The organism is Acinetobacter nectaris CIP 110549 (assembly GCF_000488215.1).
GTDB lineage: Bacteria > Pseudomonadota > Gammaproteobacteria > Pseudomonadales > Moraxellaceae > Acinetobacter > Acinetobacter nectaris.
The window spans coordinates 745,170-771,333 of sequence record NZ_KI530712.1; the positions used below are offsets into that span (position 1 = coordinate 745,170).

The window sequence follows — 26,164 nt, forward strand, 5'->3', positions numbered from 1 at the left end:
CAAATTTCTTCAAAAAATTAATCAAGTTTAAATGTATATTCCAAGCTAATAGAACCAGCGGTTGCTGTACCATTTTCCATTGCTGCACCAAAAACACATTTTTTATAAGCACTAATCGTTGCTTTATCCAAGTCTCTTGAGCCTGAAGATTTCAATACTTTGGCACTTGTTACATGCCCATCTGCACCTACATCTAACTGTATTCTCACCGTACCTTGCTCTTCGTTCATCAGTGCATCTTGTGGATACTCTGGTGTTGGACAACTTGCTGATGCACTCCCCGAGACACCTTTTGTTTCACCCTTAGGTTTTGCAGGTGCTGGCTCCGGTGTTGCCTCTTTTACAGGAGGGCTTGGTGGTGTCGGCTTCTCTGTTTGTGTTTCAACTTTAGGTGCGTCCGGTTGCGGTGGCGGCGTCACTTGTGGCTTTGGCACAACAGGTGTCGGTTTAACGACCTCTTGTTTTGGATGAACTTTAGGTTCAGGTTTAGCAACTTCAGGTTTTGGCCGTGCTACTGGCTTTGGTTCCTGCTTAGGTTTTTCAATCGGTTTTGGCTTAGGAGGTGGAGGTGGCGGCTTTACCTCCTGAATAATTTGCATTTCTACGGGTGCTTGTACGGGTTTTAAAACATCACGTGCAAGTCCTGTCGCTAAAGCATAAATGAGTAGTGCATGAAGTAAGACAACAATTCCTATTCCTATGAATCGCTTGGTAGAACGTTCACCGTCCTGATAAAAATTCATAATTTTTGCACCTATATGGTCGGTGGATTTTAGTAAAAATTAAAATCCACCCATTCTCAAATAATTAATTTAACTATTTATTTTAATTAAAATTTATATGTAACACGGCCAAAATAAGTTCGACCCATAATATCGCTATAGCGTGGGTCATATCCCATTTGGAAGTTATCTACAACATTAGATGCAGGTGGTTTGGTATCTAAAAGGTTTTTAATGCCTAAAGTAATTTCAGTACCTTTAAATCCTGTATATGTACCAGATAGGTTATATAACGTGTAATCAGAAACGCGATGATTTTGTCCACTTGCATTTTGATCTAAATAACCTTTAAAGAAAGTTTGCTGTAGGTTTAAATTCCATGCGTCGTAGTTCCAGTTTACGTTTGCATTATGCTTCCAACGCGTGACTACTGTTCCTGCTGCATAACCTAAACCAAGGTCTGAGTTATATTTACCAACTGCATTTTCCCACGCACCATTTTTTTCAGTTTGGAATTTATAATTATTAATATATGTGCCATCCACACTTAACCCTAGACGACCATATTGAGTCATTGGGCTGCGCCATTGCAGGCCTAAATCAATACCCGATGTTTTAGTATTTCCTAAGTTTTGTAGATTTTGGTTAATATAATTTAAAGAGCCATCTGCATTACGTATGTATTTATCTGCATATTTTGTTGGGTCTGTAAAGATGGCACTTTCACTAATCTGACCAACTTGGTTTTTCACTTCTATATTAAAGTAATCTGCTGAAAGTACGACATTTTTCACTGGTTCATACACGACCCCAAAAGTAAATGTATTTGATTTCTCAGGCTGTAAGTTTGTATTTCCACCATTTTGTGAATAGAACTGTGCATTACAATCTCTTGCTGCATTTCCACCATTGCTTGGTGTGCCACCTTTACACAATACTGGGTCATTCCAGTTAGCTGCTGTATTGGTTTTAGTTGTTTGATTATGCATTTCATACAATGTAGGCGCACGGAAACCTGTCGAGTAACTTGTTCTAAACATTAACTGTTTTGCAGGTTGCCAACGTAATGCAATTTTAGGATTAAAAGTACTACCAAAGTCGTTATAGTCGTCATAACGTGCAGCAATTTGGGCATTCAAAGTTTTAAATATAGGTACTTGAAACTCTGTAAATAATGCTTTTAAATTTCTAGAGCCTGAGCTATCTTTTGTTGTTGGATCAATTGCTGCACTCTGTGCACGACTATTCACATACGGATTTTGTGACTGAGACCATTTGTCATAGCGAAAGTTTGTCCCTATAGCAAAGCCAACATCACCCGCAGGTAATGTATAAATTGGACGACTTGCCGTAAAGTCAAAACTCGTACTTTCTAATTGTGCTTTTTGTGAAACACCATCAATCTGCATGCTGTTCCAAATACCACTATTGGCACTTGCACCAAATGGGTTCAATGTTCCATTTGCTAGATTAGTACGCACTAAATCATTATCGATGTAGCCACCTGTTAAAGCTGTTTCACCTGTACTTTTTGCATAACTTACACCTGTCGTAATATCCCAATTTGCAGCACTACCCTCTAAACCGAGTAATATACGATCGGATTTCATTGTACTCTCAGTCAGACGATTGCCGCCTTGAGAACGCAAGTTTAGTCCAAGTGGTTGGCCATTTGCACCACTCAATGCAGGTGTAATTCCTTTTCCTGGGTAGTACGGGCTTGTACTTGGTATGTAATAATCTGAACCCTGACCTAAAAATACATCTGGTGCAATAAGCGAGGTTAATTTACTTTCAGCATGTAAATACTCGCCAATCGCATTAAAGTTATCTGTAAGTTTTAATGTACCTTTACCCAAAAATGAAAAGTTTTCTGTTTGCGGTACAATACCGATATCAGCTTGACTGTTATAACGACAGTACCCACCTGCTGCTGCATTTTTACTCGTATTTCCACAGCCTAAATTGGCATATGGGTTACCTAAGCCTGCAATATTGGCAGGAAAACTGCCACTACTTGTACGGTTTAAACCAAGCTCAGGAATTACACCGCCTCTACTCGAGGTACTTCTTTGGCTTGCAAGCACACTGTCTTGTTTATCATATGTTGCTGCGCCATAGACATTAAAACCTTGGTCATCTAAAGAACCATAACCACCAAATAGTGTGTATTGCTGACCTACGCCACCACCATCTTTAGGATAAAGACCTTCTGCTGAAATCCCACCACCTTGATATTGTTTTTTGGTGATAAAGTTAATAACCCCACCAATGGCATCTGTTCCATAAATGGCTGATGCACCATCTTTTAATATTTCTATACGGTCAATGAGTGCCAAAGGAATTGTACTTAAATCAACAGCCGAAGCATCAAACGGTGTACTTGCTAAACGGCGACCATTTAGCAATACCAATGTTTTATTGGCACCCAAGCCTCGTAAGTTTGCTTGAGAAAGAGCACCGCCAGGACTTCCAACACTACTCCCTGAGCTTCTATTAGATTGATTGGCAGAAATACTTGATAGAGCTTCCTCTGCTGTTGTAATACCTTCTTTTGCGAGTTCTTCAGTTTTTACAATTGTAATTGGTGATGCGCTCTGTGCGGCAACACCTTTAATAGAGGAGCCTGTTACTGTAATTCGCTCTACTTTGGGTTGCGATGATGCACTGTCTGCATGTGTCATTACCGCTGTTAAACCTATACCTAGACCTACCGTACCGGTAAGTGTAGAGCGAATTGCACGAGTCAATCTGTTATAGTTCATTTTGGTACTCTCTATAGCGCATACAATAATGAAGTGTTCAAGTTCTATTTGTGACACTTTGTAATTTTCTATTTGCAATGAGCGTGCCACTCTCCATAAAAAAAAATAAATATTTTTATTTGCTAAAATTATATTTTTTAATTGTTTAGCTGTTTTTTATATTTATTTAATTTTCATCATTCATTTAATTTATTGTTTTTATTTAATTTTATAATAAAAATTAAAAACATCGATCTTATTTGCATATAACGATAGTTCAAAAAAATATTTAGTCTTATTTTATCTAAATTGGCACAATGTTCGCATATATAAAGAAATGTATATTTTGATGCCAATAAAGTAGCAATAACAGCAGATACGATATCTAAACGTAAATGCATACACAAAGTTACTCTATATTTAAAGCACTTTTTATTCATTATTGTACTTTTTTCAAACAACACTAATAAATATCTCTTCTGATTTATTTTGGTGCACATTATTAAAAAATGTATCTAAATCAATCAGAAGTTATTTATTTTAGATCCACTATTGACGTAAGAGCATGTTTTAAATGGATATTCGATCAAGTTTTAAAGTGAAAAGCCAACAGTTAAAGCACTGCTACCACTCAGTTCATCAACACCTGAAAAAAAGACTACCGCTATATATTGGTTTAATCCTTACAAGTTCGACCATTACAAGCTATGCTGCCGATATGAACAAAGTTGTTCACACTTACTTTATTGCTTCAGAAACAGGGTTCGACCCTGCTGCAACTAATGACCTTTATTCATCTTATGTAGATGACTCAATTTTTGAAACACTTTATACCTATGACTATTTAGCCCGCCCGTTAAAGCTTGTTCCATTGACAGCAACATCACTGCCTCAGATTAGTGCAGATGGCCTCACTTATACGATTCATATTAAACCACACATATTTTTTGCAGATGATCCTGTATTTAAAGGAAAAAAACGTGAGCTGACATCATATGATTATGCTTACAGTTTTAAACGCGTACTCGATCCTGCATTAAGATCTCCTAATAGTGATATCTTTGCAGGAAAGTTTATCGGTGCCGACCAACTGGTTGACCATGCCCAAAAAGTCGGAAAATTTAATTATGATGCACCGATTGAAGGTATTCAAACCCCTAACCGCTATACCCTTGTCCTCAAACTAAAAGAAAAAGACTTCAATTTGCCTATGATTTTGGCACATACGCCAACTGCCGCTTTAGCAAGAGAAGTCGTAGAACATTATAAAGATCCTCAAGGCTTTGTAATGTCCCATCCAGTAGGTACAGGTGCATACTTTCTAAGTAAATGGGTACGAGGCTCACGGATTGTCTTGAACTATAACCCAAACTATCGAGGCTATATTTGGAATTTTAAATCTGACGATCCCAGCGATAAAAAAATAATTACCGAGATGACTGGCAAAAAAATGCCTCAAGTAGGTATGGTAGATATTCAAATTATTGAAGAAGGCCAATCTCAATGGTTAGGCTTCAAACAAAAGCAGTTAGACTGGCTCGATTTACCACCTAACTTAGTCAATAAAGCATTAAATAACGGAGAGTTAAGACCAGAATATAAAAAAGAAGGCATCTACTTATCAAATGTTAGTGATATAACATCATATTATACGTTTTGGAATATGACCGATCCGATTGTTGGCGGTTTAAGTGAAGAAAAAATTGCTTTACGGCGCGCGATGTCTATGGCTTTTTCAAACTACCATTTTATCAATATTGTTTTTAATGGCATGATGATTCCGCTTTACGCAATTATCCCCCCTAATATTGTCGGTTATGACCCAACCTTTAAAACAAGTCGCCCCTATAATGTACAAGCTGCCAATTTATTATTAGACCAGTACCATTACAAAATTGGCCCAGATGGCTATCGCACACTCCCTAATGGTAAACCACTTACTATTCAGTACTCTATGCCGACGTCTAGCTCAAGCTTAGCTGTAGCAGAGTTTTGGCAACGTTCATTAAAAAAAATACATATTCGCATGGTTGCTAAAAGCATGCAATTTCCCGAATATTTAAGAGCACAAAAACAGTGTGCCGTGCAAATGGGGACTCAAGGCTGGTTTGCAGACTACCCAGATGGTGAAAACTTTTTACAATTGTTTTATGGGCCAAATGTCCATGTATCTAATTTTAATTGTGTTGCAATTCCAGAGTTTGATCGGTTATTTAAACAAAGTATGGCTTTACCGAATAGTCCAGAACGCCAAGCATTATTTCTTAAAATGACACGCCTACTCGAGGTATATTCCACTGTTGTTCCTCTAGACTCACCAAATAGACAGACTCTCATTCAGCCATATATTCAAGGGTTTAAAGGAAATCCTATTCTCAAAAATCCATGGCTTTATATCGATATGAAAAAATAATTTTTATAAACATCAGATGTTATTGAAAGTCAGATTCTTAAAATACATGAATTAATATGGAGACCGCACAATGCTGTCATACACAATTCGACGACTATGGCAAATGATTCCAACCATGCTTGGTGTTATTATCCTTATCTTCATTTTATTTAATTGGGTCGGTGGTGATCCTGCTTATATTTTGGCAGGAAAAATGGCAAATCCACAGCAGATTGAAGCCATTCGTGAACAACTCGGTATGAACCAACCATACTATATTCAACTGTGGATCTTCATTAAACAGGTCATCACCTTTAACTATGGTGCAAGTTGGAGTACAGGAGAAACCGTCAGTCATATTATTATGTCGCGTGTTGGACCAAGCCTCACCATTTTAGTTCCTCTGATTATATTCCAAACACTCATTGCAGTTGCGCTGGCTCTCGCAATTGCTTTGGTCAAAGGCACATGGATTGATCGCACACTTATGGCAACTTGCACAATTGCAATGTCTATTAGTATTTTGGTTTATATTATTCTTTTTCAATATTTCCTAGCATATAAATTCAATTGGTTCCCTGTACAAGGATGGGGAGACGACTTTTATACAAATCTTTTCCATTTTTCCCCTCTTCCTATTCTTATTATGCTCGCGGTGAGTATTGCACCCACATTACGTCTATATAGAAGCTTTATTTTAGATGAAATAGACCAAGATTATATTCGTACAGCACGTGCAAAAGGAATGAGTGAAACCCGTGTCCTGTTTGTTCATGTATTGCGTAATGCAGCTATTCCCATAGTCACGGATGTCATGTCTAATCTCCCTGCACTACTCATTGGTGCATTCTTAATTGAACGTTTCTTTGGTATTCCCGGTATAGGACGAGAAGTTATTCTCGCTGTTGAGCGAAGTGACTTTCCAGTTATTAAAGCAGTTACCATTTATATTGCTGCACTTACGATGATTTTTAACTTAATTGCCGATATTGTCTATAAATTAATTGATCCACGCTTAGAACTAAAATAGGTGCGCTTATGTCTACTCATCTTACAACGCAGTCACCTACGCATAAAGTTGCTAAAACTGAAAAGCCTCATAGCTTATGGTCATTGGCTTGGAAACGCCTCAAAAAAGATAAAACAGCACTGGTTTCACTTGCTGTTGTCTTAGCCTATTTAATTATGATTGTGCTTTCAATGTCAGGTCTAATTGCAAAAGGTTGGAACCAAGAAGTTGCCGTAACCTATGCACCACCGAGCTTTATATATAATTCTGAGCAAAATCTATCTCATTTATCCCAAGTATCGACAGACAGAACCATTGAACAAACCACATACGTAGATATGTATGGCATACAAGACCCTCTTGCAAAACCAATGCAAAGCATTACACAAACCGTTTTATTACACCCAACTGAAAACCGAAATGCCTTAAAACAAAGTTTACCTTTTGGTGCGGACCGTTGGGGTGTCGACATTATTGCAAAAACAATAAAAGGGTCAGAAACATCTATTTCAGTCGGTCTAATCGCAGCATTTTTTTCTGTTGTCTTAGGTACGGTTTTAGGTGCTGTATCGGGTTATTTTAATGGTTGGGTAGATGATATTATTAATTGGTTTTACAATATATTTACCTCAGTTCCTTACATGCTACTCGTCTTGGCTGTTGCAGCTGTATTACAACAACAAGGCCTCATATCTATTATTCTAATTTTAGCACTTACAGGATGGACAGGTACGTACCGGCTAATTCGTGCTGAATATATGAAGCATGTCGAACGTGAATATGTACTTGCAGCTAAAGCCATAGGCGTGAGTCACATAAGAAGAATGTTTGTTCATATCTTTCCAAATGTCAGTCATATCGCTTTAGTTCAAATGTCTATTTTAGTCGTTTCCTTTATTAAATCTGAAGTTATTCTGAGCTTTTTAGGCTTTGGCGTTCCACTTGGCACCGTTTCTTGGGGCAGTATGCTCAACGAAGCACAAAGTGAGTTTTTACTTGGAAAATGGTGGCAACTGACTGCTGCAACAATTGCGATGGCAATTTTGGTCACTGCTTTTTCAACATTTACAGATGCATTACGTGATGCATTAGATCCTAAAATGAAATAATAAAGGAAATCAGATGCACAACACTCCATTACTTTCTGTAAAAGATTTAAAAGTTTTTTTCAAATCTGACCAAGGTGAAACTGAAGCAATTAAAGGCATTTCATTCGATATACTCCCCAACCAAACCACGGCTTTAGTAGGTGAATCAGGCAGTGGAAAATCTGTGACATCTCTAGCAACTATGGGATTACTCCCCAAAAAACAAAGTAGAATCGGCCAAGAAAGTCAGATTTTATTTGAAGGCGAAAACTTACTAACCCTTTCAGCTAAGGCACTTCGTAAAAAATGTGGTAAAGATATTGCCATGATTTTTCAAGAACCAATGTCTTCACTTAATCCAGTATTTACCGTAGGTTCACAAGTTTCAGAGATCCTCAAACTACATACACCTTTAAACAAACAAGAACGCAAGGCCAAAGTCATCTCGCTATTCACAGAGGTTGGCTTACCCAACCCAAGCGAAAAGTATAATGCCTATCCAAGCCAACTTTCAGGTGGGCAACAACAACGTGTCATGATTGCAATGGCCATTGCTTGTGAACCTAAACTTCTTATTGCAGATGAACCAACAACTGCACTTGATGTCACTATTCAAAAACAAATCATAGACCTGCTTGAAGATATTCGTAAACGGCGAAATATGTCTATACTTTTCATTACACATGACTTGTCTGTAGTAAGTGAAATCGCAGATCAAGTGATTGTTATGAGATATGGTGTCATTCGAGAGCAAGGAAAAGCGCAGGATGTCTTACACTCACCAAAAGATATTTATACACAAGCATTACTACATTGTCGTCCACGCCTAAACTCTCGCCCTTACCGTTTACCTGTGACAAGTGACTTTATGAACCAAGATGCTGAGAAAATTTCAGATATTGGGAGTTTAGATCATCTTCCTCAAAGAGAAAGAGGATTGACGGGTAACGAAGAAATTATTCTAGAAGTAAGGAACTTAAAGAAATATTTTCATTCATCTCAAGGATTATTCAAACGCAAAACTTTTATTGCTGTAAAAGATGCTTCATTTACACTCGCTAAAGGAAAAACTCTCGGACTTGTTGGTGAATCAGGCTCTGGTAAAACAACCATTGGACTCCTACTTATGCGCTTACATGAAGCCAATGGTGGTGAAATCCTTATCGATGGAGAAGATATTTTAAAACTTTCTGACCAAGCTTTTGCGAACTATCAAAGAAAAATTCAAATTATTTTCCAAAACCCATATGCATCATTAAACCCACGATTTACAGTTGGTCAAATTTTATTGGAGCCTATGCAAATACATCATATTGGTGAAAATGATGCTGAGAGAAAGAAAATTGCTTTAGATCTTTTACAACGTGTAAGTCTTCCTGAAAGTGCTTATTATAAATACCCTCATGAGTTTTCAGGTGGTCAAAGACAACGTATTGCGATTGCCCGCTGTTTAACATTAAAACCCGAAATTATTATATGTGATGAGTCTGTATCTGCACTTGATGTTTCCGTACAAGCTCAAGTCTTAAACTTATTACAAGAACTACAAGATGAATATAATTTAAGCTACATATTCATCTCACACGATCTCTCAGTAGTCAAATACATTTCGGATCAAGTCATGGTGATGAATCATGGTGATATTGTTGAAATTGCGAACTCAGATGAACTCTATCAAAACCCCAAACACCCTTATACACAAAAATTATTAGCCGCTACACCTAACGATTTTTAAGCTTCTCTATTAGGTCACATATTTTATAATAAAAGATGTGACCTAGACTTACTCTCTTAAATGTTTGCCTAATCCTCCAAATTATCATTATTTTTATTTTCAAATAAATCGATTAAAATATAATTATTTGATCTATATAATGCTATTCGGTACTTTCTATGTATCATGATGAATATAAAATACAAACTAAAAAACTCAATCAACTCATTCTTAGCCTGATATCAGACAAAAATAAATATATTACCCCCATTACTGGCCTATCTTTACATCGTTGGGATACACCTACACCACCCTCTAGCCATATCCTAGATGCCAGTTTATGTTTCATTACTCAGGGCAAAAAACAAGTTATTTTAGGAGAAGAAAGCTATACCTATGATGAACAGCACTTCTTATTTACAACCATCGATTTACCAGTAATTACCCAAATACTAGAAGCCTCACCGAATAAACCATATCTAGGAATTATTTTACGGCTTGACCCATATATACTTGCTCAACTCATGCTCGATGCAAATATCCCTTTTCAACACGGAAAACAAGAAATGAAAGGTGTCGCAATTGGAGAAACAACAATTGCGCTACAAGATGCTTTTTATCGATTAATACAGCTCATTCAAACACCCAATGATATAAGCATATTATCGCCTCTTATCATTAAAGAAATACTTTATCGATTAATTATGAGTCCTCAAGGAGAACGTTTAAAGCGCATTGCAGCAACAGGAACGGCGGGACATCGTATTATCAAAGCTATAGATTGGTTAAGAACTAATTTTTCAGAGCCCTTTCGTATAGATACTATATCACAGCAATTTGGTATGAGCCCTTCAAGCTTTCATCAGCATTTTCGTGATATTACATCTATGAGCCCCTTGCAATATCAAAAAAGAATTCGACTTACAGAAGCAAGAAAACTCCTTATGACAACGCAATTAGATATTTCATCTACAAGCACACAAGTTGGTTATGAAAGTCTGTCTCAGTTCTCTCGTGAGTACAAACGTTTCTTTGGGAACACGCCATCACATGATCTAAGATACTTTGAGCTACCTTCCTAAACACACAATGCAATTACATTGAAATGACAATTTTTCAATTTAAGATCTCATTATACTTATAGCGATCTAAAGTTTTTAAGTCGATATTTAATGTCGGATTCTGTGTGAGTTTCTCAAGCAAATATTCAATTGTTACACGTACACGTGAAGCAATAAAAGAACGATGTGGATACTGTAACACCATTTCATAGCTACCAGAATGATGCTCATCGCATAGTACAACATGCAGTTTCCCTGCTTTTAAATGTTCAATCACATTATGAACACCAACTTGTGCAATACCTATGCCTAAACATGCAGCATCAACCAGTGCTTCCGGTGCAGAAAGGGTTAATGTTGCCGGTTCAGGATCTAAAGTTATTAGTCCACCATCGTTCGTTCTAAATTCCCAAGGCGATGCTTTGCCCCCTAAAAATTTACGAACAATAAGCCGATGTCGTTTTAAATCATTTGGACTTTTAGGGTTACCATATTTAGATAAATATTCGGGTGAAGCAACCAAGACTAAATCTAAACGGCAAACTGGTCTTGAAATTAGAGAGGAATCAATAATTCTTCCACCACGAATAGCAATATCATAATGATCATTTACCAAATCAATTACACGGTCATCAAAGTCAGTTTCTATACTCAATGCTGGATACCGAGCAAGTAATTCAGGAATAATAGGTAACAAATAATCACGACCAAATGATGCACTTGTTGATATACGAACATGACCACTTACATCAGATTTCTTTTCTGCCACCATCTCAACAGCTTGGTCTAATGCATTTAATGCAACACGAGCCTGATCTAAAAAAGACTGTCCTTCTTCGGTTAAGCTAATCTTACGTGTTGTTCTATTCATTAATCGAATATCTAAAGCTTTTTCTAACCCTGCAATATTTTTACTCACAGCAGCAGGACTAATTTCTAATTTACGTGCTGCCGCAGCAAAGCTCCCCATATTTGCAGCTTCAACAAAAGATAAAATAGCACGTACATGCTGTGAAATTTCCATATATTTTTCCTTCATGAAACCCCAATTATTAACTTAAAGTTATCTATAATTCAACATTATATGCTATTTAAGTAAGTAATAATTTTTTAGATAATAACGATATTCCAAGTAAGTCTTTCACGCTAGAAAGACTCAATAGAAAAGATAAAGAGTATATTATGGAACAAAAGACACCAGCCTACTTCATATTCAACGTGACAATTCATGACTATGAAGCAATAAAACCTTATCAAGAAAAAGTTTCTTCTACATATAAACCTTATGGTGGAAAAGCACTTGTACTTACAAATAACTTTGAGACTATTGAAGGGAATCCACTTCAAGGACATCTAGTTATTTTACAGTTTGAAGATATTCAACAAGCACATGCTTGGCATGGCTCAAAGGCGTATCAAGAAATACTCCCTTACCGTGAAAAAGCGAGCACAACAAATGCTTGGCTTGTAGAAGGTATTTTTACCAAATAATCCCCTAATAGATATTTAAGAGAATTAATTTATGAACACACTTGTTATTGTTTCACACCCTTATGCAGACCAGTCTAAAATTACACAGGCACTTGAACAGTCTATTGCCAACCTTGAACATGTCACTGTACGTAACCTAGAAAAGCTATATGGCAATAAGCCTACAGCATTTGATATTAAAGCTGAACAAGCAGCTTATGAAGGCATAGATCGTGTAGTATTTTTATTTCCTATCCATTGGTTCAATATTACACCTATGCTAAAAGCATATTTAAATGAAGTATGGACTTATGGATGGGCATTTGGCCCTGAAGGTACTGCATTAAAAAATAAAGAAATGCTTATTGTAAGCTCAGCAGGTGCAAGTGAGCATACCTACTCAAAAGAAGGACTTATTCAAAGTACAGTAGAAGATATTTTTATCCCAATGAAAGCAACTGCACTTTATGTTGGTATGAAATACCTTCCTCCACTAACCCTACATAACGCAATGGCTATTACAGATGAACAACTATTAGCCTTTAAAGAATCTTTTATATCAGCAATTAAAACAGTATAGGAAATTTTCGAGTATGTCAGAATTCACTTCTCAAGTAGCTTTAGTGACTGGTGCAAATAAAGGAATTGGTTTTGAAATTGCAAAGCAATTAGGGTTAAAAGGCATTAAAGTCTACGTTGGTACACGTAGTCTTCAAAATGGCTATACTGCTGTTGATGAGTTAAAAAGCTTAGGGATAAATGCTTCATCTATTCTTATAGATTTAAATGATGAACAAAGTATTCAAGATGCCTATACATACTTAAATACTCATGAGGCAAAGCTCGATATTTTAGTAAATAATGCAGGTATTATTGATACTGAAGATGGTATTGCTAGCCAAACAGCACTTAGTTCTGTAAGAAGAACCTTTGATACAAACTTTTTTGGTACATTACTCGTTACACAAAAAATGCTACCTCTAGTAAAAAAAGCAACTTCGGGTCGTATCGTCAATATTTCTAGTGGACTAGGCTCATTAACATTAAATGCAGATCCTAATTGGGAACATGCCTCAACCAAACTTATTGGATATAACTCATCTAAAGCTGCTGTAAATATGCTTACTGTTCAACTTGCATGGGAGTTAAAAAAAACCGCCATTAAAGTCAATGCAGCAAATCCTAACTTTACGGCCACAGAGCTTATCCCAAATAGTTCAGGAGGCAGACCAATATCTGAGGGAGCAGCAACTGCAATACAGCTTGCTTTACTTCCTGATGATGGACCAACTGGTCAACTATTTGAAGATGGTCAAGTTCTACCTTGGTAAGTTAAATCACCTCATTTCAAAATCATTACGAAAAATATAGTCAATAAAAAAATCCCTAAGATAAACACCTTAGGGATTTTTTGAATTTGGCGGAAGCGGTGAGATTCGAACTCACGGAGGGGGTAAACCCTCGTCGGTTTTCAAGACCGGTGCATTAAACCGCTCTGCCACGCTTCCAATGGTCGTTATAATATAAACAAATCTTTATTTTAGCAACTCTATTTTTTAAAATAGAAACTAAGTGAATAAAAATAATACGATACAGTCATTTATCTAGACAAATCAATACACAAATCTAAATCTATATGATCTAAATCCCAATTGCCCTAGATTATTTATATCTTTTACACTCAACATGCCTAATATATGAACATTATTTTTCATTTCGAATATTGTTGGCTCTATAAATTTTGCGTTTACAAAATATTTTTTAATTATTTTTTTAGCGCTAAATATCAGTAAAAACGTATGTTTAGCTAAAGCAATCGCATATATCGATCAACAAGTATATTTATTATGCATTTGACTTTTCTTTTCCATCTCTTTATTATTCGCTGATCAACTCAACTGTATTTTTTTTAATCTATACTTACGATTTGTTACAGACAGTTCTGAAAAGTATAGGTTCTCTTGTTAACTTATGCCATTACTTTAAATGGTGCTATCCCCCTCTATTTTTTTAAATTGCTCTTTTTAGCAATCACTTTGATCATATTTTTATTTGGTCTTGGGGGTACTATTTCCTGTTGCGGAGCTAATATGCAAAGTAAGTCAGTAGCAATTACGAGGCGCTTGCGCCTCAAATTTAAATCTAACTCTCTCCCTGTACGTTTTTCTATTATTGCAGCAGCAATGCTTCCCCTTTTACCTTTACATGCACTGACTGCAAAGAAGGGGGAAACACAGTATGCTAGCGTTATAGATCATAATAAACTCACTGTTGTCGCTGTCAAAAATCCGAGTACAGTATTTGATAATGGACAAAACCTCCATGGTTTTGGTTATGATCTTATGCGTAGTTACGCAAAAAGTTTAAATGTTCAACTAGATTTTAAAGTTGTGAATGACAATACTGCTGCTCTAGACCTAGTTGCACAAGGAAAAGCAAATATTGCTTTAACAAATGCACCGATGTCTGCCATCGAAGAAAAAAAGCTCAGCTTTTTCTCTGCAACCTGTGGGAATTTTAGTGCGCTTTCGCAAAATGGTTTAGATACCAGTATTAACTTAGTTGTTAATAATGCAGAAGACCCGATTGCACAAACTGCAAGTGGTTTTACTTGTGAAGCAAAAAATGATGGTTCTATTGACCAGCTTGCTTCATTTTATAATCACAACATTGTAGAACCAACAGCATGGGAAACTGTAGAGCGTGATTTAAAAGCACGAATGCCTATTTATAAGGCAAGCTTCAAACAAGAAGCAGATAAGTACAACTTAGATTGGCAGTTTCTGGCTGCAATGGGCTATCAAGAGTCTTATCTAAAATCAGATTCTGTCTCACCTACTGGTGTTCGTGGACTCATGATGCTGACAAATAGTACAGCAAAAGCCATGGGTGTAACCAACCGAAATGATCCTAGACAGAGTATCCAAGGTGGTGCAAAGTATTTAGATCAACTGCTTGAGCAGTATGGCAATATTCCATACCCAGACCGTGCTTGGTATGCACTTACTGCATACAATATGGGGCCTGGAGCAGTATCAACCATCCAAAGTAAGATAGAAAAGCAAGGTAAAAACCCTGAAGAATGGATGAACCTATACAGCTATTTGCAAAAAAATCAGAATGCAAATGGTCGCTATAAGCAAGCACTACAATATGTCACACGTATTCGTGCATATTTAGAGCATATTCAGCAATCAAGTCAGCCAAAACCAATTGAAGTTTAAAAAATAAAAAAAGGCGAACTATGTTCGCCTTTTTTTATACTGTATGTTGAAGAATCTCTTTAAATAATGACTTTTGCTCAGGACTTGGTTTTGCAGTCTGTAAGGCCATTAGCTGAGACATATCACCTTGTACTTTTATTTTGCCTGTCATAAATGCTTGCATTGCTGCCGTCATGTCGAACTCTAAAAAAACTCGTCTTAAAGTATTCGAATCCATATTTAATGTAGTTTTTGCATTCTCTGCTAAACCTTTTCTAAATTTCCCACTTGCAAGAGATAGTTCAGTATTTTCAACTGCACCATCATTTACAATTAAATTTATTACTAAATTCTGCAATGCAGGTGATAGGTTTAGATTCCCAGCTTGCCCTGTTAACTCATCAACTTTGGAAAACCATGCGTCTGTTAAAAATGCTGGCATTTTTATTCCTCTAAATGTATATTCCTATGATATTAAAAAATAATATCTAATATTTTAAAATACAGTATTTTTATTTATCGTCAAAACTTAAATGAGAAGACATACCATAATTTATAATATGTCTCTAATTAAAATTGAGATTATTCTGCTGCAAAGCCAAGATTAACAACGTCTAAACGTTTTTTCATCTCTTCAGGATCTTTTAAATCAAACTCTCGCTCTTCATCTAACTTTTCAAAATCGAAAAGATCACGGTCTGCGAGTTGAGATGGAGAAACATTCTGCAATGCACCAAAAATACTATGCAAACGTTTTGGATATTCTTTATCCCATTCTCTTAACATATTATTTAACATAGCACGCTGTAAATTTTCTTGCGACCCACATAAATTACATGGAATAATTGGAAACTTACGCATTTCTGCATATTTAATAATGTCTTTTTCTTCCACATATGCAAGAGGACGAATAAGAATATTTTTCTTATCTGAAGATAAAAGCTTCGGTGGCATTGCTTTTAAGCTACCGCCATGAAAAAGGTTTAAAAAGAAAGTGGCAATAATATCATCACGATGATGCCCTAGAGCAACCTTTGTTGCACCAATCTCTTGAGCAAACCCATAAAGTGAACCACGACGTAAGCGAGAGCATACAGCACAATACGTCTTGCCTTCAGGGGTCAGACGTTTCGTAATACTATATGTATCCTTTTCTAAAATATAATAAGGAATATTATTGGCTTCTAAATATGCTGGTAATACATCCTCTGGAAAACCTGGTTGCTTCTGATCTAGATTTACAGCAATCACATCAAAATTAACAGGCGCTACACGCTTAAAATTTAAGAGTATATCTAATAAGGTATAGCTGTCCTTTCCACCCGAAATACACACCATAACCTTATCGCCTTCTTCGATCATTTTATAATCTCGAATAGCATGGCCAACCTGACGGCGTAACTTCTTCAGCAATCGATAATAAGATGAACTGGTTGGTAGCTCTGGCTTAAAATTAAATCCTTGCTGGGACTCAATTGGAGAGTACATAGACGATACAAACCCTAAAAAAAATATCGCACGATTCTATATGATTCTTGCCCAATACGCATCAGCTCAATGCTAATTATTACGATAATTTTCTTAAATTTGAACAATAGATTTATAAAAATAAACTCTTAATATAATTAATTAGAATTCATCAAGCTTTCATAATATTTAAAGTATAATTTTAGATATATTACTCTTATTTATAGCAGTAGATTTCATATTTGATAGCGTTTTTATAGTTTTCCACAAAACCTGTGGATAAGTTTGTGGATTCTATAGGTATTGACAAAAGTTTCCCTACTCACTGTAAGGCTTTCAATCAAATTGAATATTTTTTAACCAAAAATATAAATCAAATAAAAACAATGCCTTATACAAGTCAATGCTATTGAATGAAAAAAAATTAATTATTTTTTTTAATGATTCTTTCTCTATTTTTTCTTGATTTTTTATATGGCTACTGTTAGCTCAAAAGCTATTAAGTCTTTTTATTTTGTAGTTAAATATTAAAGAATAAATATTGCATTTCTTACAAAATTGTTACTAAATCTAACAAATTTCTCGTTACATATAAATTTTAAAAAAGCTCTAAGATCCAAACCTAATTAAATATAAATAATTGAATTAATTAATTTTATAAAAAATACATAATATTCTTGTTTTGGTCATAAATACATAAAAAATTCTATTTAAATTTCCAAAACCGACATCATTAAAACTTTATACGACTTAAGATAGCATCTTGCTCCCCTATCTTATGGTAAGCTAAAAAACAAGCAGAAAGACCTTAATAAGGAAGGAGTAAGTTTGAATAAGCCATCGCTTAAGTCTGACTCACCGAGTTTATGGTTACATTTAGGTGCTAGTGCTTTTTTTAGGGCACATCAAGCATATTACTTAAATAAGCTACACCAACTTGGTGATTCATCATGGGAAATGCACTTAGCAAATATTCGCAATAGTCATTCTCAAAAAATACTAGAACAACTTAAAAGCCAAAATGGTTATTACACTCTAGAAATTATTTCACCTAATGGCCATATTGAATATGAGCCAGTACATAGTCTAAAAAATATTATTTTATGGAATCCTAGCATTTCTAATACAGTAGAAGTTGGCATTCATCCAAATACAAAAATTATTTCATTCACTGTCACAGAAGGTGGCTACTTTCTTACAGATCAAGGTAATTTAGACCTCTCCCACCCCGATATTCTAAACGACTTAAATAGTAATACTGAAATACAGACTCTTTATGGTGCTTTATACCTAATTTTGCATGAGCGTATGCAACAACTTGGACAGCAAGGGGCTGTCACCTTACTTAGTTGCGATAATCTTAGAAACAATGGGGACAGTTTTAAAAAAGGTCTTATGGACTTTATTAAAGCTAAGAAAGATGATGCATTGCTTTCATGGGTCACTCAATATGTTTCAGCACCAAATAGCATGGTAGATCGGATTACACCTAAATTTGATGCTAGCATTCATACTCGTATGCAAGCTGCAGGTTTAAAAGCAGATTTAGAACCTTTAACATGTGAACGCTATACACGATGGGTAGTTCAAGACAATTTTATTCATGGACGACCTCAACTTGAACGGGTTGGTGTTGAGTTTGTCAAAGATGTTGCTCCGTATGAAGAAGCAAAAATTCGTCTTCTAAATGCGAGTCATAGTGGACTTGCATGGATGGGTGCATTAATCAATAAAGCATTTATTCATGAAACATTAGATAATGTATACATCCAAACCCTAATTAAAGAGTATGCTGAAGAAGATGTCGCTAAAGCCTTAAAAATGCATGGTATTGAAATTGATACTACATTAGAAATTGCGACAATCTTAGAACGATTTAAAAATCCTTATGTTAAAGATACTGTTGCACGTGTATCTTCTGACAGTATTTCTAAACTACATGGCTTTATTGTTCCAACAATTAAAGATAGATTCTCTCAAAACCACATACCAACAGCCGCACTTAAAATTGCTGCGCTTTATTTCTTATTCTTAGAAAAACACTATGCTCAACAACTCGATTTTACATATGAAGATCGGGCATTTGACACAATAGATCTAAGCAACATATTTACTCATGCTACCCCTGAAAAAGCATTTGTAGAAACAGAAGTACTTTTTGGTTCACTCACAACACAAACTGAATTTCGTGAACATTTACTTAAAGCAATTTTAGAAGTGAAAAACTACTTTGCTCTGTCGAGGCAGAGTAATAATGAGGAACTTAAAAAATGAATAGTCAGTATAAAAAAGACATAGCTATTATCATTGCGACAATTATCGCAGTTGCAATCTCAGTTGCTGTTCTCTATCGCTGGCCTGTTGCTCTAGGTGCACTTGCTGCATGGGTTACAACTGGATCCTTCTTCCTACAAGTTATCCACATGATTCGCAAAAAAGATACGACAGGTGTATCTTTAGGAATGTATGCTGCACTCTTTTTTGGTGTAACTAGCTGGACATTTTATGGTTATAAAATGCATGACATTCCTGTTATGACAGCAAATGGGCTTACTGCCGTTTTGGCACTTACGGTTATTGCACTTAAACTATATAACGAGCGCCCTATTAGAAAAAAAACTGCTAAAAAACGTCTTATGACCAAATCTAAAATGCGTGCTACTATGAAGCAACAAATTGGTTAATGCGATATAGCACTAATGATGTTATAAACTTAAATAAAGCTTATAACATCATTAGCAAGCAAAATTTAACTTGCTTTTTAAAGTTAGATTGCTAAAAATTTCTCTACATCTTACCTCTTGAAAAATTAAATGCAGATATTTAAGATCATTTTGCCTATATATTTTTATATAGGTTTAAATACGTTCACACATGCTGGTCATATTTATACTTATGAAGATAGTAATGGATCTTATTTATTCACCAACCAACCTCAAACAAATCAAAATCTTAAAGCAGTTAAAGTAACATATTACCCCGACAGTAATATTCACTCATACCGAAATTGGGGTGGATCGGAAGCTTCTGTACTGCCAAGCTTCAGTAAGAATAAAAATATTTTTGATGATATTATTTCTAGCTCGGCACAAAAGCATGGGATTCCTGCAGGTTTAATTAAAGCAATTATGCATACAGAGTCAGGCTTTAATATACATGCGACATCTCCTGTAGGTGCTCAAGGCCTTATGCAACTTATGCCTGCAACTGCTAAACGTTTTCATGTTAAAAATAGTTATGACCCAAACGAAAATATACACGGTGCTGCCCAATATCTAAGCACACTTCTAAAAAGATTTAATGGTAACACCCCTCTTGTCCTTGCTGCATATAACGCAGGAGAAGGTAATGTTCAAAAATATGGAGGTGTTCCTCCTTTTAGAGAGACGAAAGACTATATAAAACGTGTACTCAATAGATATAACAATTTATATCACTCAGAACTCGTACTTACAGCAAAGGAAAGTATGCAAGGCAATCACCTTAAAGCCACTACCTCTACACCTAGTACACGAGTAGATCCCAATACAAAACATGAATATAAAATTGTTCAGTTATCAGATGGTACTTACACGTCTGTCACAGTACATAACTAAAGACAATCCTTTATTATTTATGTACTAATTTATTGAAAGCCACTTGAATTTTCAAATATCAAACTACATATTACAAATAAGACTCACAGTTTATAGCTGAGTTTCTATTTTTTATTATAAGAGGATATACTCAATGATGCGGATTGGTTTGTTTTTGCTAACCAACCTCGCGGTACTGGTTGTCGCTGGTCTTATTTTGTCAGTATTAGGGGTCGGAAGTTACCACGGTGCTCGTGGCTTAAACTTAGGCAACTTACTTGTAATGTGCTTTGTCTTTGGTATGGTTGGTTCTTTAATTTCGCTATTCATGTCTAAATGGATGGCAAAGAATACAACAGGTACAGAGCTAATTAATCCAAATGCGCCACGCAATCAAGCTGAGGCATGGTTACTACAAACGGTTGCCGAACTTTCTCAACGCGCTGGAATTAAAATGCCTGAAGTCGGTATTTTTCCATCATACCAATCAAATGCCTTTGCTACAGGTTGGAACAAAAATGATGCTCTAGTCGCAGTTTCAAGTGGCATACTTGAAAACATGAGCCAAGATGAATTACGCGCTGTTATTGGACATGAAATTGGACATGTCGCAAATGGTGATATGGTTACCCTATCTTTAGTACAAGGTGTTGTAAACACGTTCGTCATGTTCTTTGCACGTGTTGTGGGAGATTTTATCGATCGTAACTTGCTTGGCCGTGAAGATGGAGATCCACCTGGGATTGCTTATTTTGTGATTACAATGGTGTTAGATATCGTCTTTGGCGTACTCGCAAGTGCAGTTGTAATGTGGTTCTCACGCTACCGTGAATATCGTGCAGATGAAGCAGGTGCACAACTTGCAGGTAAACAAGCTATGATCAACGCTTTACTACGCTTAAAAGCAGAAAGTGGTATGCCAGATCAAATGCCAAAAGAAATGAAAGCACTCGCAATTACAGAAGGAAAAAGCGAAGGATTCAGTCTAGCTGCACTCTTTCAAACGCACCCAAGTATTGATGAAAGAGTTGAAGCTTTACAAAGATATAACTGCCCATAAACTCTGAATATAAGATACATCAAAGCCTCCATAATTGGGGGCTTTCTTATTTTTTTTTGCAAAAAAAAAGTCATACTCTGTCAGTAGGAGTATGACCCAAAATAGGAAATTACAGCAGAATTCCTATGCTTTATAGGTTAAAAAAGATAACTTAAAAAAAACTTAATTTGTCTGTATTTTTTAATTGGATTTATAGCTATACCAAATTTAATGCTTAAAATATTTTAGCCAGTAATGGAATGAATAAATATATAATAATAAAACCACCAAAGCCTATATTTATCATAATAGAAAAGATCAAACTATATACAGAAAGATCGTAGTTTTGTGGAGCACCATATCTATTATCTATGTTATTTCCTGTGCAACAATATAAATAGAGAATAAAAAATAAGTTTATGACTGGAATAAACACAAATGCAGAAAGCCATCCACTCTGATTACAGTCATGTAACCGCCTAATATTAAGTAAGGTCTTTTTATAAGCAAAACCTGTTAAGGCTACCACAATAATTATAGCCAAAAAAATAAATAATATCTGATCACTAAGATTAAATGAGCTCCTATTAGACATACCTAAACCAAGAGCCATTACCCATAAAATAAAAATAGTAGGTATAACTGTCAGTAAAAAGATAATATTCAACTTAGCCTGTTGCTTTACAAAGTTTTGCCTATTCAGCCTACTCTGACCTAATTTTTTATAATTAATCACTATATCCCCACAAGTAATAAATAAGAATTTTTTTCAGGCTAACATTAACACACTATAAAACTGATATTCTCAATATCCAGTTTAAACCACTCTTAGATAGAGTAATATCTTATAAATTTAAATTAATTTTTTAATATAAAAAAACTAAACCATTAAAGGGAGCAGCTTATATTCAAATACGACTTAGTTGAATAAAAAGTGTATTTCAATGCCATTAAAGTGCCTTATATAATATAATTAAAAAAGATACTATTCAATTCAATGTTCAAAAGAACATTTCAAAAGGGATGACAAGAAAAATTCTAAACCTTTGCTAAAAGTAAGTTATCAGAATTGCGTCATCTATATTTACTCTCTCGATGAAAATATTTCATAAAAAGAACGCTATGAACGTATTAAAGACGGTAGAAAAACTATTGGTTAAGTAGCTACTACGTTAGCAGTTGCATCATTGGAAGCACTGAAATAGAAAAGGCCGCTAGTTAGCGACCTTCTTTTTTACTACAAAAACATTTGTAAGTAAGAGTGTGAGTAACTATTCAATAATAATTAAATTAAAAATTTTAATTTAATTACTTAAACAGAAACTGAGTGGCTTACATCATGCCACCCATTCCGCCCATGCCACCCATATCAGGTGCAGCAGCAGGTTTTTCTTCAGGAATCTCTGTAATCATCGCTTCAGTAGTAAGCATTAAGCCCGCAACAGAGGCAGCATGCTCAAGTGCAGAACGCGTTACTTTTGCAGGGTCTAAAATACCCATTTCAATCATATCGCCATATTCACCAGTTGCAGCGTTGTAACCATAGTTACCTTCGCCTTGCTTAATTGCATTAATTACAACTGATGGCTCATCGCCTGCGTTTGCAACGATTTGACGTAAAGGTGCTTCAATCGCACGGCGTAGAATATTAATACCCGCTGTCTGATCGTCATTTTCACCAGTTAAGCCATCAAGTGAATTTACTGCACGTACCAGAGCAACACCACCACCTGCAACAACACCTTCTTCAACCGCAGCACGCGTTGCATGTAAAGCATCATCTACACGATCTTTTTTCTCTTTCATTTCAACTTCTGTTGCTGCACCAATTTTAATAACAGCAACACCGCCAGCGAGTTTAGCAACACGTTCTTGTAGCTTCTCACGGTCATATTCAGAAGTTGATTCTTCAATTTGCGCACGAATTTGTTGAACACGCTCATCGATCATCGCAGCATTACCTGCACCATCAACAATTACTGTGTTCTCTTTAGATACTGTCACTTTATGTGCAGTACCTAAATCTTCTAAAGATGCTTTCTCTAAAGACATACCTACTTCTTCAGAAATTACATTTGCACCCGTTAAGATTGCAATGTCTTGTAGCATTGCTTTACGACGATCACCAAAGCCAGGTGCTTTCACTGCGCATACTTTAATAATACCGCGCATGTTGTTTACAACAAGTGTTGCAAGCGCTTCACCTTCAACATCTTCAGCAATAATTAATAAAGGTTTACCTGTTTTAGCAACAGCCTCTAAAGTTGTAATTAGTTCACGAATGTTACTAATTTTTTTATCAACAAGAAGAATAAATGGGTTTTCTAATTCAGCAGTTAAAGTTTCTTGCTTGTTAGAGAAGTATGGGCTGAGGTAACCACGGTCAAACTGCATACCTTCAACAACGTCAAGCGCATCTTCAAAGCCTGAACCTTCTTCAACAGTAATAACACCTTCTTTACCTACTTTTTCCATTGCTTGAGCAATTAATTTGCCCACAGTATGGTCAGAGTTTGCAGAGATTGAACCCACTTGCTCAATTGCTTTAAAGTCATTTGCAGGAGTTGAGTTCTTACGAATGTTTTCAACAGCAACTTTAACAGCAATATCAATACCGCGTTTTAAGTCCATTGGGTTCATGCCTGCAGTTACAGACTTAACACCTTCATTTACAATTGCTTGAGCAAGTACAGTTGCTGTAGTTGTACCATCACCTGCAACATCATTTGTTTTTGAAGACACTTCACGCACAAGTTGTGCACCCATGTTTTCAAACTTATCTTTTAATGTAATTTCTTTTGCAACAGTTACGCCATCTTTTGTAATGTGTGGTGCACCAAAAGAACGGTCAATGACAACATTACGACCTTTAGGGCCTAAAGTTACTTTTACCGCATCTGCAAGTGTGTTTACACCTGCAATCATTTTTGAACGTGCTGAATCACCAAATTTTACGTCTTTAGCTGACATTATTTACTCCAAAATCCTTTATTTACTTGATCTGATACTTACGAAAGCGCGTTTGCTTAGCCTTCTAAAATAGCTAAGATATCAGACTCTTTCATAATTAATAATTCTTCACCATCAACTTTAACAGTAGTACCTGCGTAAGTACCAAATAGTACTTTATCGCCAACTTTCACATCTAAAGCACGAACACCATTTTCAGTAATTTGACCATTACCAACAGCAATTACCTCACCTTCAGATGGTTTTTCTGCTGCTGAACCAGGTAGTAAAATACCGCCTGCTGTTTTTGCTTCTTCTTCAACACGGCGAATAACGACACGATCATGTAATGGGCGAATGTTGCTCATATGTAAAACTCCATCAGACTAAGTCTTGTTTCAAAAATTAATAGTAGTGTTTTCAGTATGATTTATACCACTATTAACATATTGTTCCGATGTCATTTCTTTGGGGGTTTAAATAAAAGCTTCAAGGGCAAAAATAAAAAATAAATCTCTTTTGCATTTTTTTTAATCACTTTATATATTCTTATACCTTTAATAAGATTCTCTCAAAGTAAATTTTTTAGATTTCTCATCAAATATATAATGTTGAATAGAACCATTTTTAGAAAGCACATTGAAACCATTGGGTTCATTTTTTCGTAGTCGCCACGAAGTTGCAGTCCCTGCATGAATATCAAAAATAGGATCGGCACGTAATTGATACACTTGTGTTAAGTTATACACGCCCATTAAGTGTAAGTGTCCATGCAGCAAACCAAATAAACCATATTTAGACCATTGTTCTAATGCAAATCGCCCTCTATTTGGACAATCGCCTAAACCATGTCCTTTTTCTTGTGAAACATAAAATGGCTGATGTACAACAACAAGCTTTAATTTATTTTCAGGAGCATGCTTTAACTTTTGTGAAACTTCATCAACTTGTGCTAACGAAATATGACCTTTGGTATGATGGCGACGTCGAATACTATTCACCCCAATTAAATAAAAGTTCTCCGTTTCTAAAGTATCCTCAAGTTCGCCAAAAAATGTCTTATAACTATGAAAAGGGCTAAAAACTCGCTGCCAAACATGATAAAGCGGAATATCATGATTACCAGGTACGACTAAATAAGGAATACTTAGTCCATCTAGAAACTTCTTGCAGCTTAAAAACTGAACTATTCGTGCTCTTTGTGTAAGGTCTCCGCTCACAGCAATAACCTCAATACGATGTTGCTCACAAAAATGCTTAATTGCTAATAAGCATTCTTGTTTTTCTGTCCCAAAATGTAAATCGGATAAATGAAGTAGCATAATGCACCATCAATATTGATAATTTCGTCCTGAATGAGCTGGTTTTCTCTAAATACATATAGAGCATCAGCGTTTTATACTCTTACTTAAAATCATTCTATAGCCTTCATTTAAAAACAATATTAAAAACAAAACATGTCTTTTATGTAATCATTTCCCCCAACTCACCAAATAAACACAAGATACTGATTAATATAGTTATTTAAATAATAAATGTAATTTATTTATATATTTATATAATAAATACAATGATTATTATTCAAATAAATGTTTGTTTTAAATACTTATTTATTTTTCTTATTTAGATACTTACCTCAAAAAACTGCTTTTTTATATATTAATTTCCTATACCAAATATGCTCTAATATTTATCGTTTTTCATATATCTACACAGAAAAACACCTCTAAT

Annotated in this window: 22 protein-coding genes and 1 tRNA gene; 13 read left to right on the forward strand and 10 right to left on the reverse strand. The window is 35.5% G+C overall.

Going from position 1 to position 26,164, the window contains the following annotated elements:
* Positions 1–17: 17 nt before the first annotated feature.
* Both P256_RS03860 and P256_RS03865 read right to left on the reverse strand, forming a co-directional pair.
* Entirely contained in the window at positions 18–743 is a 726-nt protein-coding gene (locus P256_RS03860; protein ID WP_023272375.1) for an energy transducer TonB, read from the reverse strand.
* Positions 744–829: 86 nt separating this feature from the next.
* Positions 830–3,487 carry a TonB-dependent receptor gene (locus tag P256_RS03865; RefSeq protein ID WP_023272376.1) on the reverse strand — a complete coding sequence of 886 codons (2,658 nt, stop codon included), beginning with the start codon at positions 3,485–3,487 and terminating at the stop codon, positions 830–832.
* Between the two features lie 553 nt (positions 3,488–4,040).
* On the opposite strand from P256_RS03865, the gene P256_RS03875 reads away from it, so the two are divergent.
* The 5 genes from P256_RS03875 to P256_RS03895 all read left to right on the forward strand — a co-directional run bounded on the left by P256_RS03875 (position 4,041) and on the right by P256_RS03895 (position 10,751).
* The gene (locus P256_RS03875) at positions 4,041–5,879 is read left to right on the forward strand and encodes an ABC transporter substrate-binding protein (RefSeq protein WP_023272378.1); all 1,839 of its coding nucleotides are present in this window, start codon (positions 4,041–4,043) and stop codon (positions 5,877–5,879) included.
* A 70-nt stretch (positions 5,880–5,949) separates the two neighbouring features.
* Positions 5,950–6,888 (forward strand): ABC transporter permease, encoded by a 939-nt coding sequence (locus P256_RS03880; RefSeq protein ID WP_023272379.1) that lies wholly within the window; start codon positions 5,950–5,952, stop codon positions 6,886–6,888.
* 8 nt (positions 6,889–6,896) lie between these two features.
* Positions 6,897–7,976: an ABC transporter permease gene (locus tag P256_RS03885; RefSeq protein ID WP_023272380.1), complete on the forward strand. Its 1,080-nt coding sequence runs from the start codon at positions 6,897–6,899 to the stop codon at positions 7,974–7,976.
* A 13-nt stretch (positions 7,977–7,989) separates the two neighbouring features.
* Entirely contained in the window at positions 7,990–9,690 is a 1,701-nt protein-coding gene (locus tag P256_RS03890) for an ABC transporter ATP-binding protein (RefSeq protein WP_023272381.1), read from the forward strand.
* Between the two features lie 158 nt (positions 9,691–9,848).
* Positions 9,849–10,751, forward strand: a complete 903-nt coding sequence (locus P256_RS03895; RefSeq protein ID WP_023272382.1) for an AraC family transcriptional regulator — start codon at positions 9,849–9,851, stop codon at positions 10,749–10,751.
* Positions 10,752–10,785: 34 nt separating this feature from the next.
* On the opposite strand, the gene P256_RS03900 is transcribed toward P256_RS03895, so the two are convergent.
* A complete protein-coding gene (locus tag P256_RS03900; protein WP_023272383.1) occupies positions 10,786–11,754 on the reverse strand; it encodes a LysR family transcriptional regulator in 969 nt (322 codons plus the stop codon).
* Positions 11,755–11,912: 158 nt separating this feature from the next.
* On the opposite strand from P256_RS03900, the gene P256_RS03905 reads away from it, so the two are divergent.
* The 3 genes from P256_RS03905 to P256_RS03915 are packed head-to-tail and all read left to right on the forward strand — an operon-like array spanning position 11,913 to position 13,531.
* Complete coding sequence (locus tag P256_RS03905; RefSeq protein ID WP_023272384.1) at positions 11,913–12,221, forward strand: DUF1330 domain-containing protein; 309 nt, start codon at positions 11,913–11,915, stop codon at positions 12,219–12,221.
* 31 nt (positions 12,222–12,252) lie between these two features.
* Positions 12,253–12,780, forward strand: a complete 528-nt coding sequence (locus P256_RS03910) for an NAD(P)H-dependent oxidoreductase (protein WP_023272385.1) — start codon at positions 12,253–12,255, stop codon at positions 12,778–12,780.
* Between the two features lie 13 nt (positions 12,781–12,793).
* Entirely contained in the window at positions 12,794–13,531 is a 738-nt protein-coding gene (locus P256_RS03915; protein WP_023272386.1) for an SDR family NAD(P)-dependent oxidoreductase, read from the forward strand.
* 87 nt (positions 13,532–13,618) lie between these two features.
* On the opposite strand, the gene P256_RS03920 is transcribed toward P256_RS03915, so the two are convergent.
* Positions 13,619–13,708, reverse strand: a tRNA-Ser gene (locus tag P256_RS03920).
* Between the two features lie 582 nt (positions 13,709–14,290).
* Between P256_RS03920 and P256_RS03925 the strand changes: the two genes are divergently transcribed.
* The gene (locus P256_RS03925; protein WP_023272387.1) at positions 14,291–15,424 is read left to right on the forward strand and encodes a transglycosylase SLT domain-containing protein; all 1,134 of its coding nucleotides are present in this window, start codon (positions 14,291–14,293) and stop codon (positions 15,422–15,424) included.
* Positions 15,425–15,458: 34 nt separating this feature from the next.
* Here the strand turns inward: P256_RS03925 and P256_RS03930 are convergent, their stop codons facing one another.
* Together P256_RS03930 and ttcA are read right to left on the reverse strand one after the other, a co-directional pair.
* The gene (locus tag P256_RS03930) at positions 15,459–15,845 is read right to left on the reverse strand and encodes an SCP2 sterol-binding domain-containing protein (RefSeq protein ID WP_023272388.1); all 387 of its coding nucleotides are present in this window, start codon (positions 15,843–15,845) and stop codon (positions 15,459–15,461) included.
* A 140-nt stretch (positions 15,846–15,985) separates the two neighbouring features.
* Complete coding sequence (gene ttcA / locus P256_RS03935) at positions 15,986–16,891, reverse strand: tRNA 2-thiocytidine(32) synthetase TtcA (protein ID WP_023272389.1); 906 nt, start codon at positions 16,889–16,891, stop codon at positions 15,986–15,988.
* 807 nt (positions 16,892–17,698) lie between these two features.
* Here ttcA and P256_RS03940 point away from each other — a divergent pair.
* The 4 genes from P256_RS03940 (at position 17,699) to htpX (ending at position 21,505) form a co-directional block, all read left to right on the forward strand.
* Positions 17,699–19,144 (forward strand): mannitol dehydrogenase family protein, encoded by a 1,446-nt coding sequence (locus P256_RS03940; RefSeq protein ID WP_023272390.1) that lies wholly within the window; start codon positions 17,699–17,701, stop codon positions 19,142–19,144.
* Entirely contained in the window at positions 19,141–19,554 is a 414-nt protein-coding gene (locus tag P256_RS03945) for a SemiSWEET family sugar transporter (RefSeq protein WP_023272391.1), read from the forward strand. The genes P256_RS03940 and P256_RS03945 overlap by 4 nt, the downstream gene beginning before the upstream one ends.
* Positions 19,555–19,683: 129 nt before the next feature.
* Entirely contained in the window at positions 19,684–20,466 is a 783-nt protein-coding gene (locus P256_RS03950) for a lytic transglycosylase domain-containing protein (RefSeq protein WP_023272392.1), read from the forward strand.
* Positions 20,467–20,599: 133 nt separating this feature from the next.
* Positions 20,600–21,505: a protease HtpX gene (gene htpX, locus P256_RS03955; RefSeq protein WP_023272393.1), complete on the forward strand. Its 906-nt coding sequence runs from the start codon at positions 20,600–20,602 to the stop codon at positions 21,503–21,505.
* Between the two features lie 214 nt (positions 21,506–21,719).
* Here htpX and P256_RS12955 read toward each other — a convergent pair whose 3' ends face one another.
* The 4 genes from P256_RS12955 to P256_RS03975 form a co-directional block, all read right to left on the reverse strand.
* Positions 21,720–22,220 (reverse strand): DUF805 domain-containing protein, encoded by a 501-nt coding sequence (locus P256_RS12955; protein WP_023272394.1) that lies wholly within the window; start codon positions 22,218–22,220, stop codon positions 21,720–21,722.
* 596 nt (positions 22,221–22,816) lie between these two features.
* Positions 22,817–24,454, reverse strand: a complete 1,638-nt coding sequence (gene groL / locus P256_RS03965; protein WP_023272395.1) for a chaperonin GroEL — start codon at positions 24,452–24,454, stop codon at positions 22,817–22,819.
* A 56-nt stretch (positions 24,455–24,510) separates the two neighbouring features.
* Positions 24,511–24,801, reverse strand: a complete 291-nt coding sequence (locus P256_RS03970) for a co-chaperone GroES (RefSeq protein ID WP_023272396.1) — start codon at positions 24,799–24,801, stop codon at positions 24,511–24,513.
* A gap of 189 nt (positions 24,802–24,990) precedes the next feature.
* Entirely contained in the window at positions 24,991–25,755 is a 765-nt protein-coding gene (locus tag P256_RS03975; protein WP_023272397.1) for a metallophosphoesterase family protein, read from the reverse strand.
* Positions 25,756–26,164 lie beyond the last annotated feature (409 nt).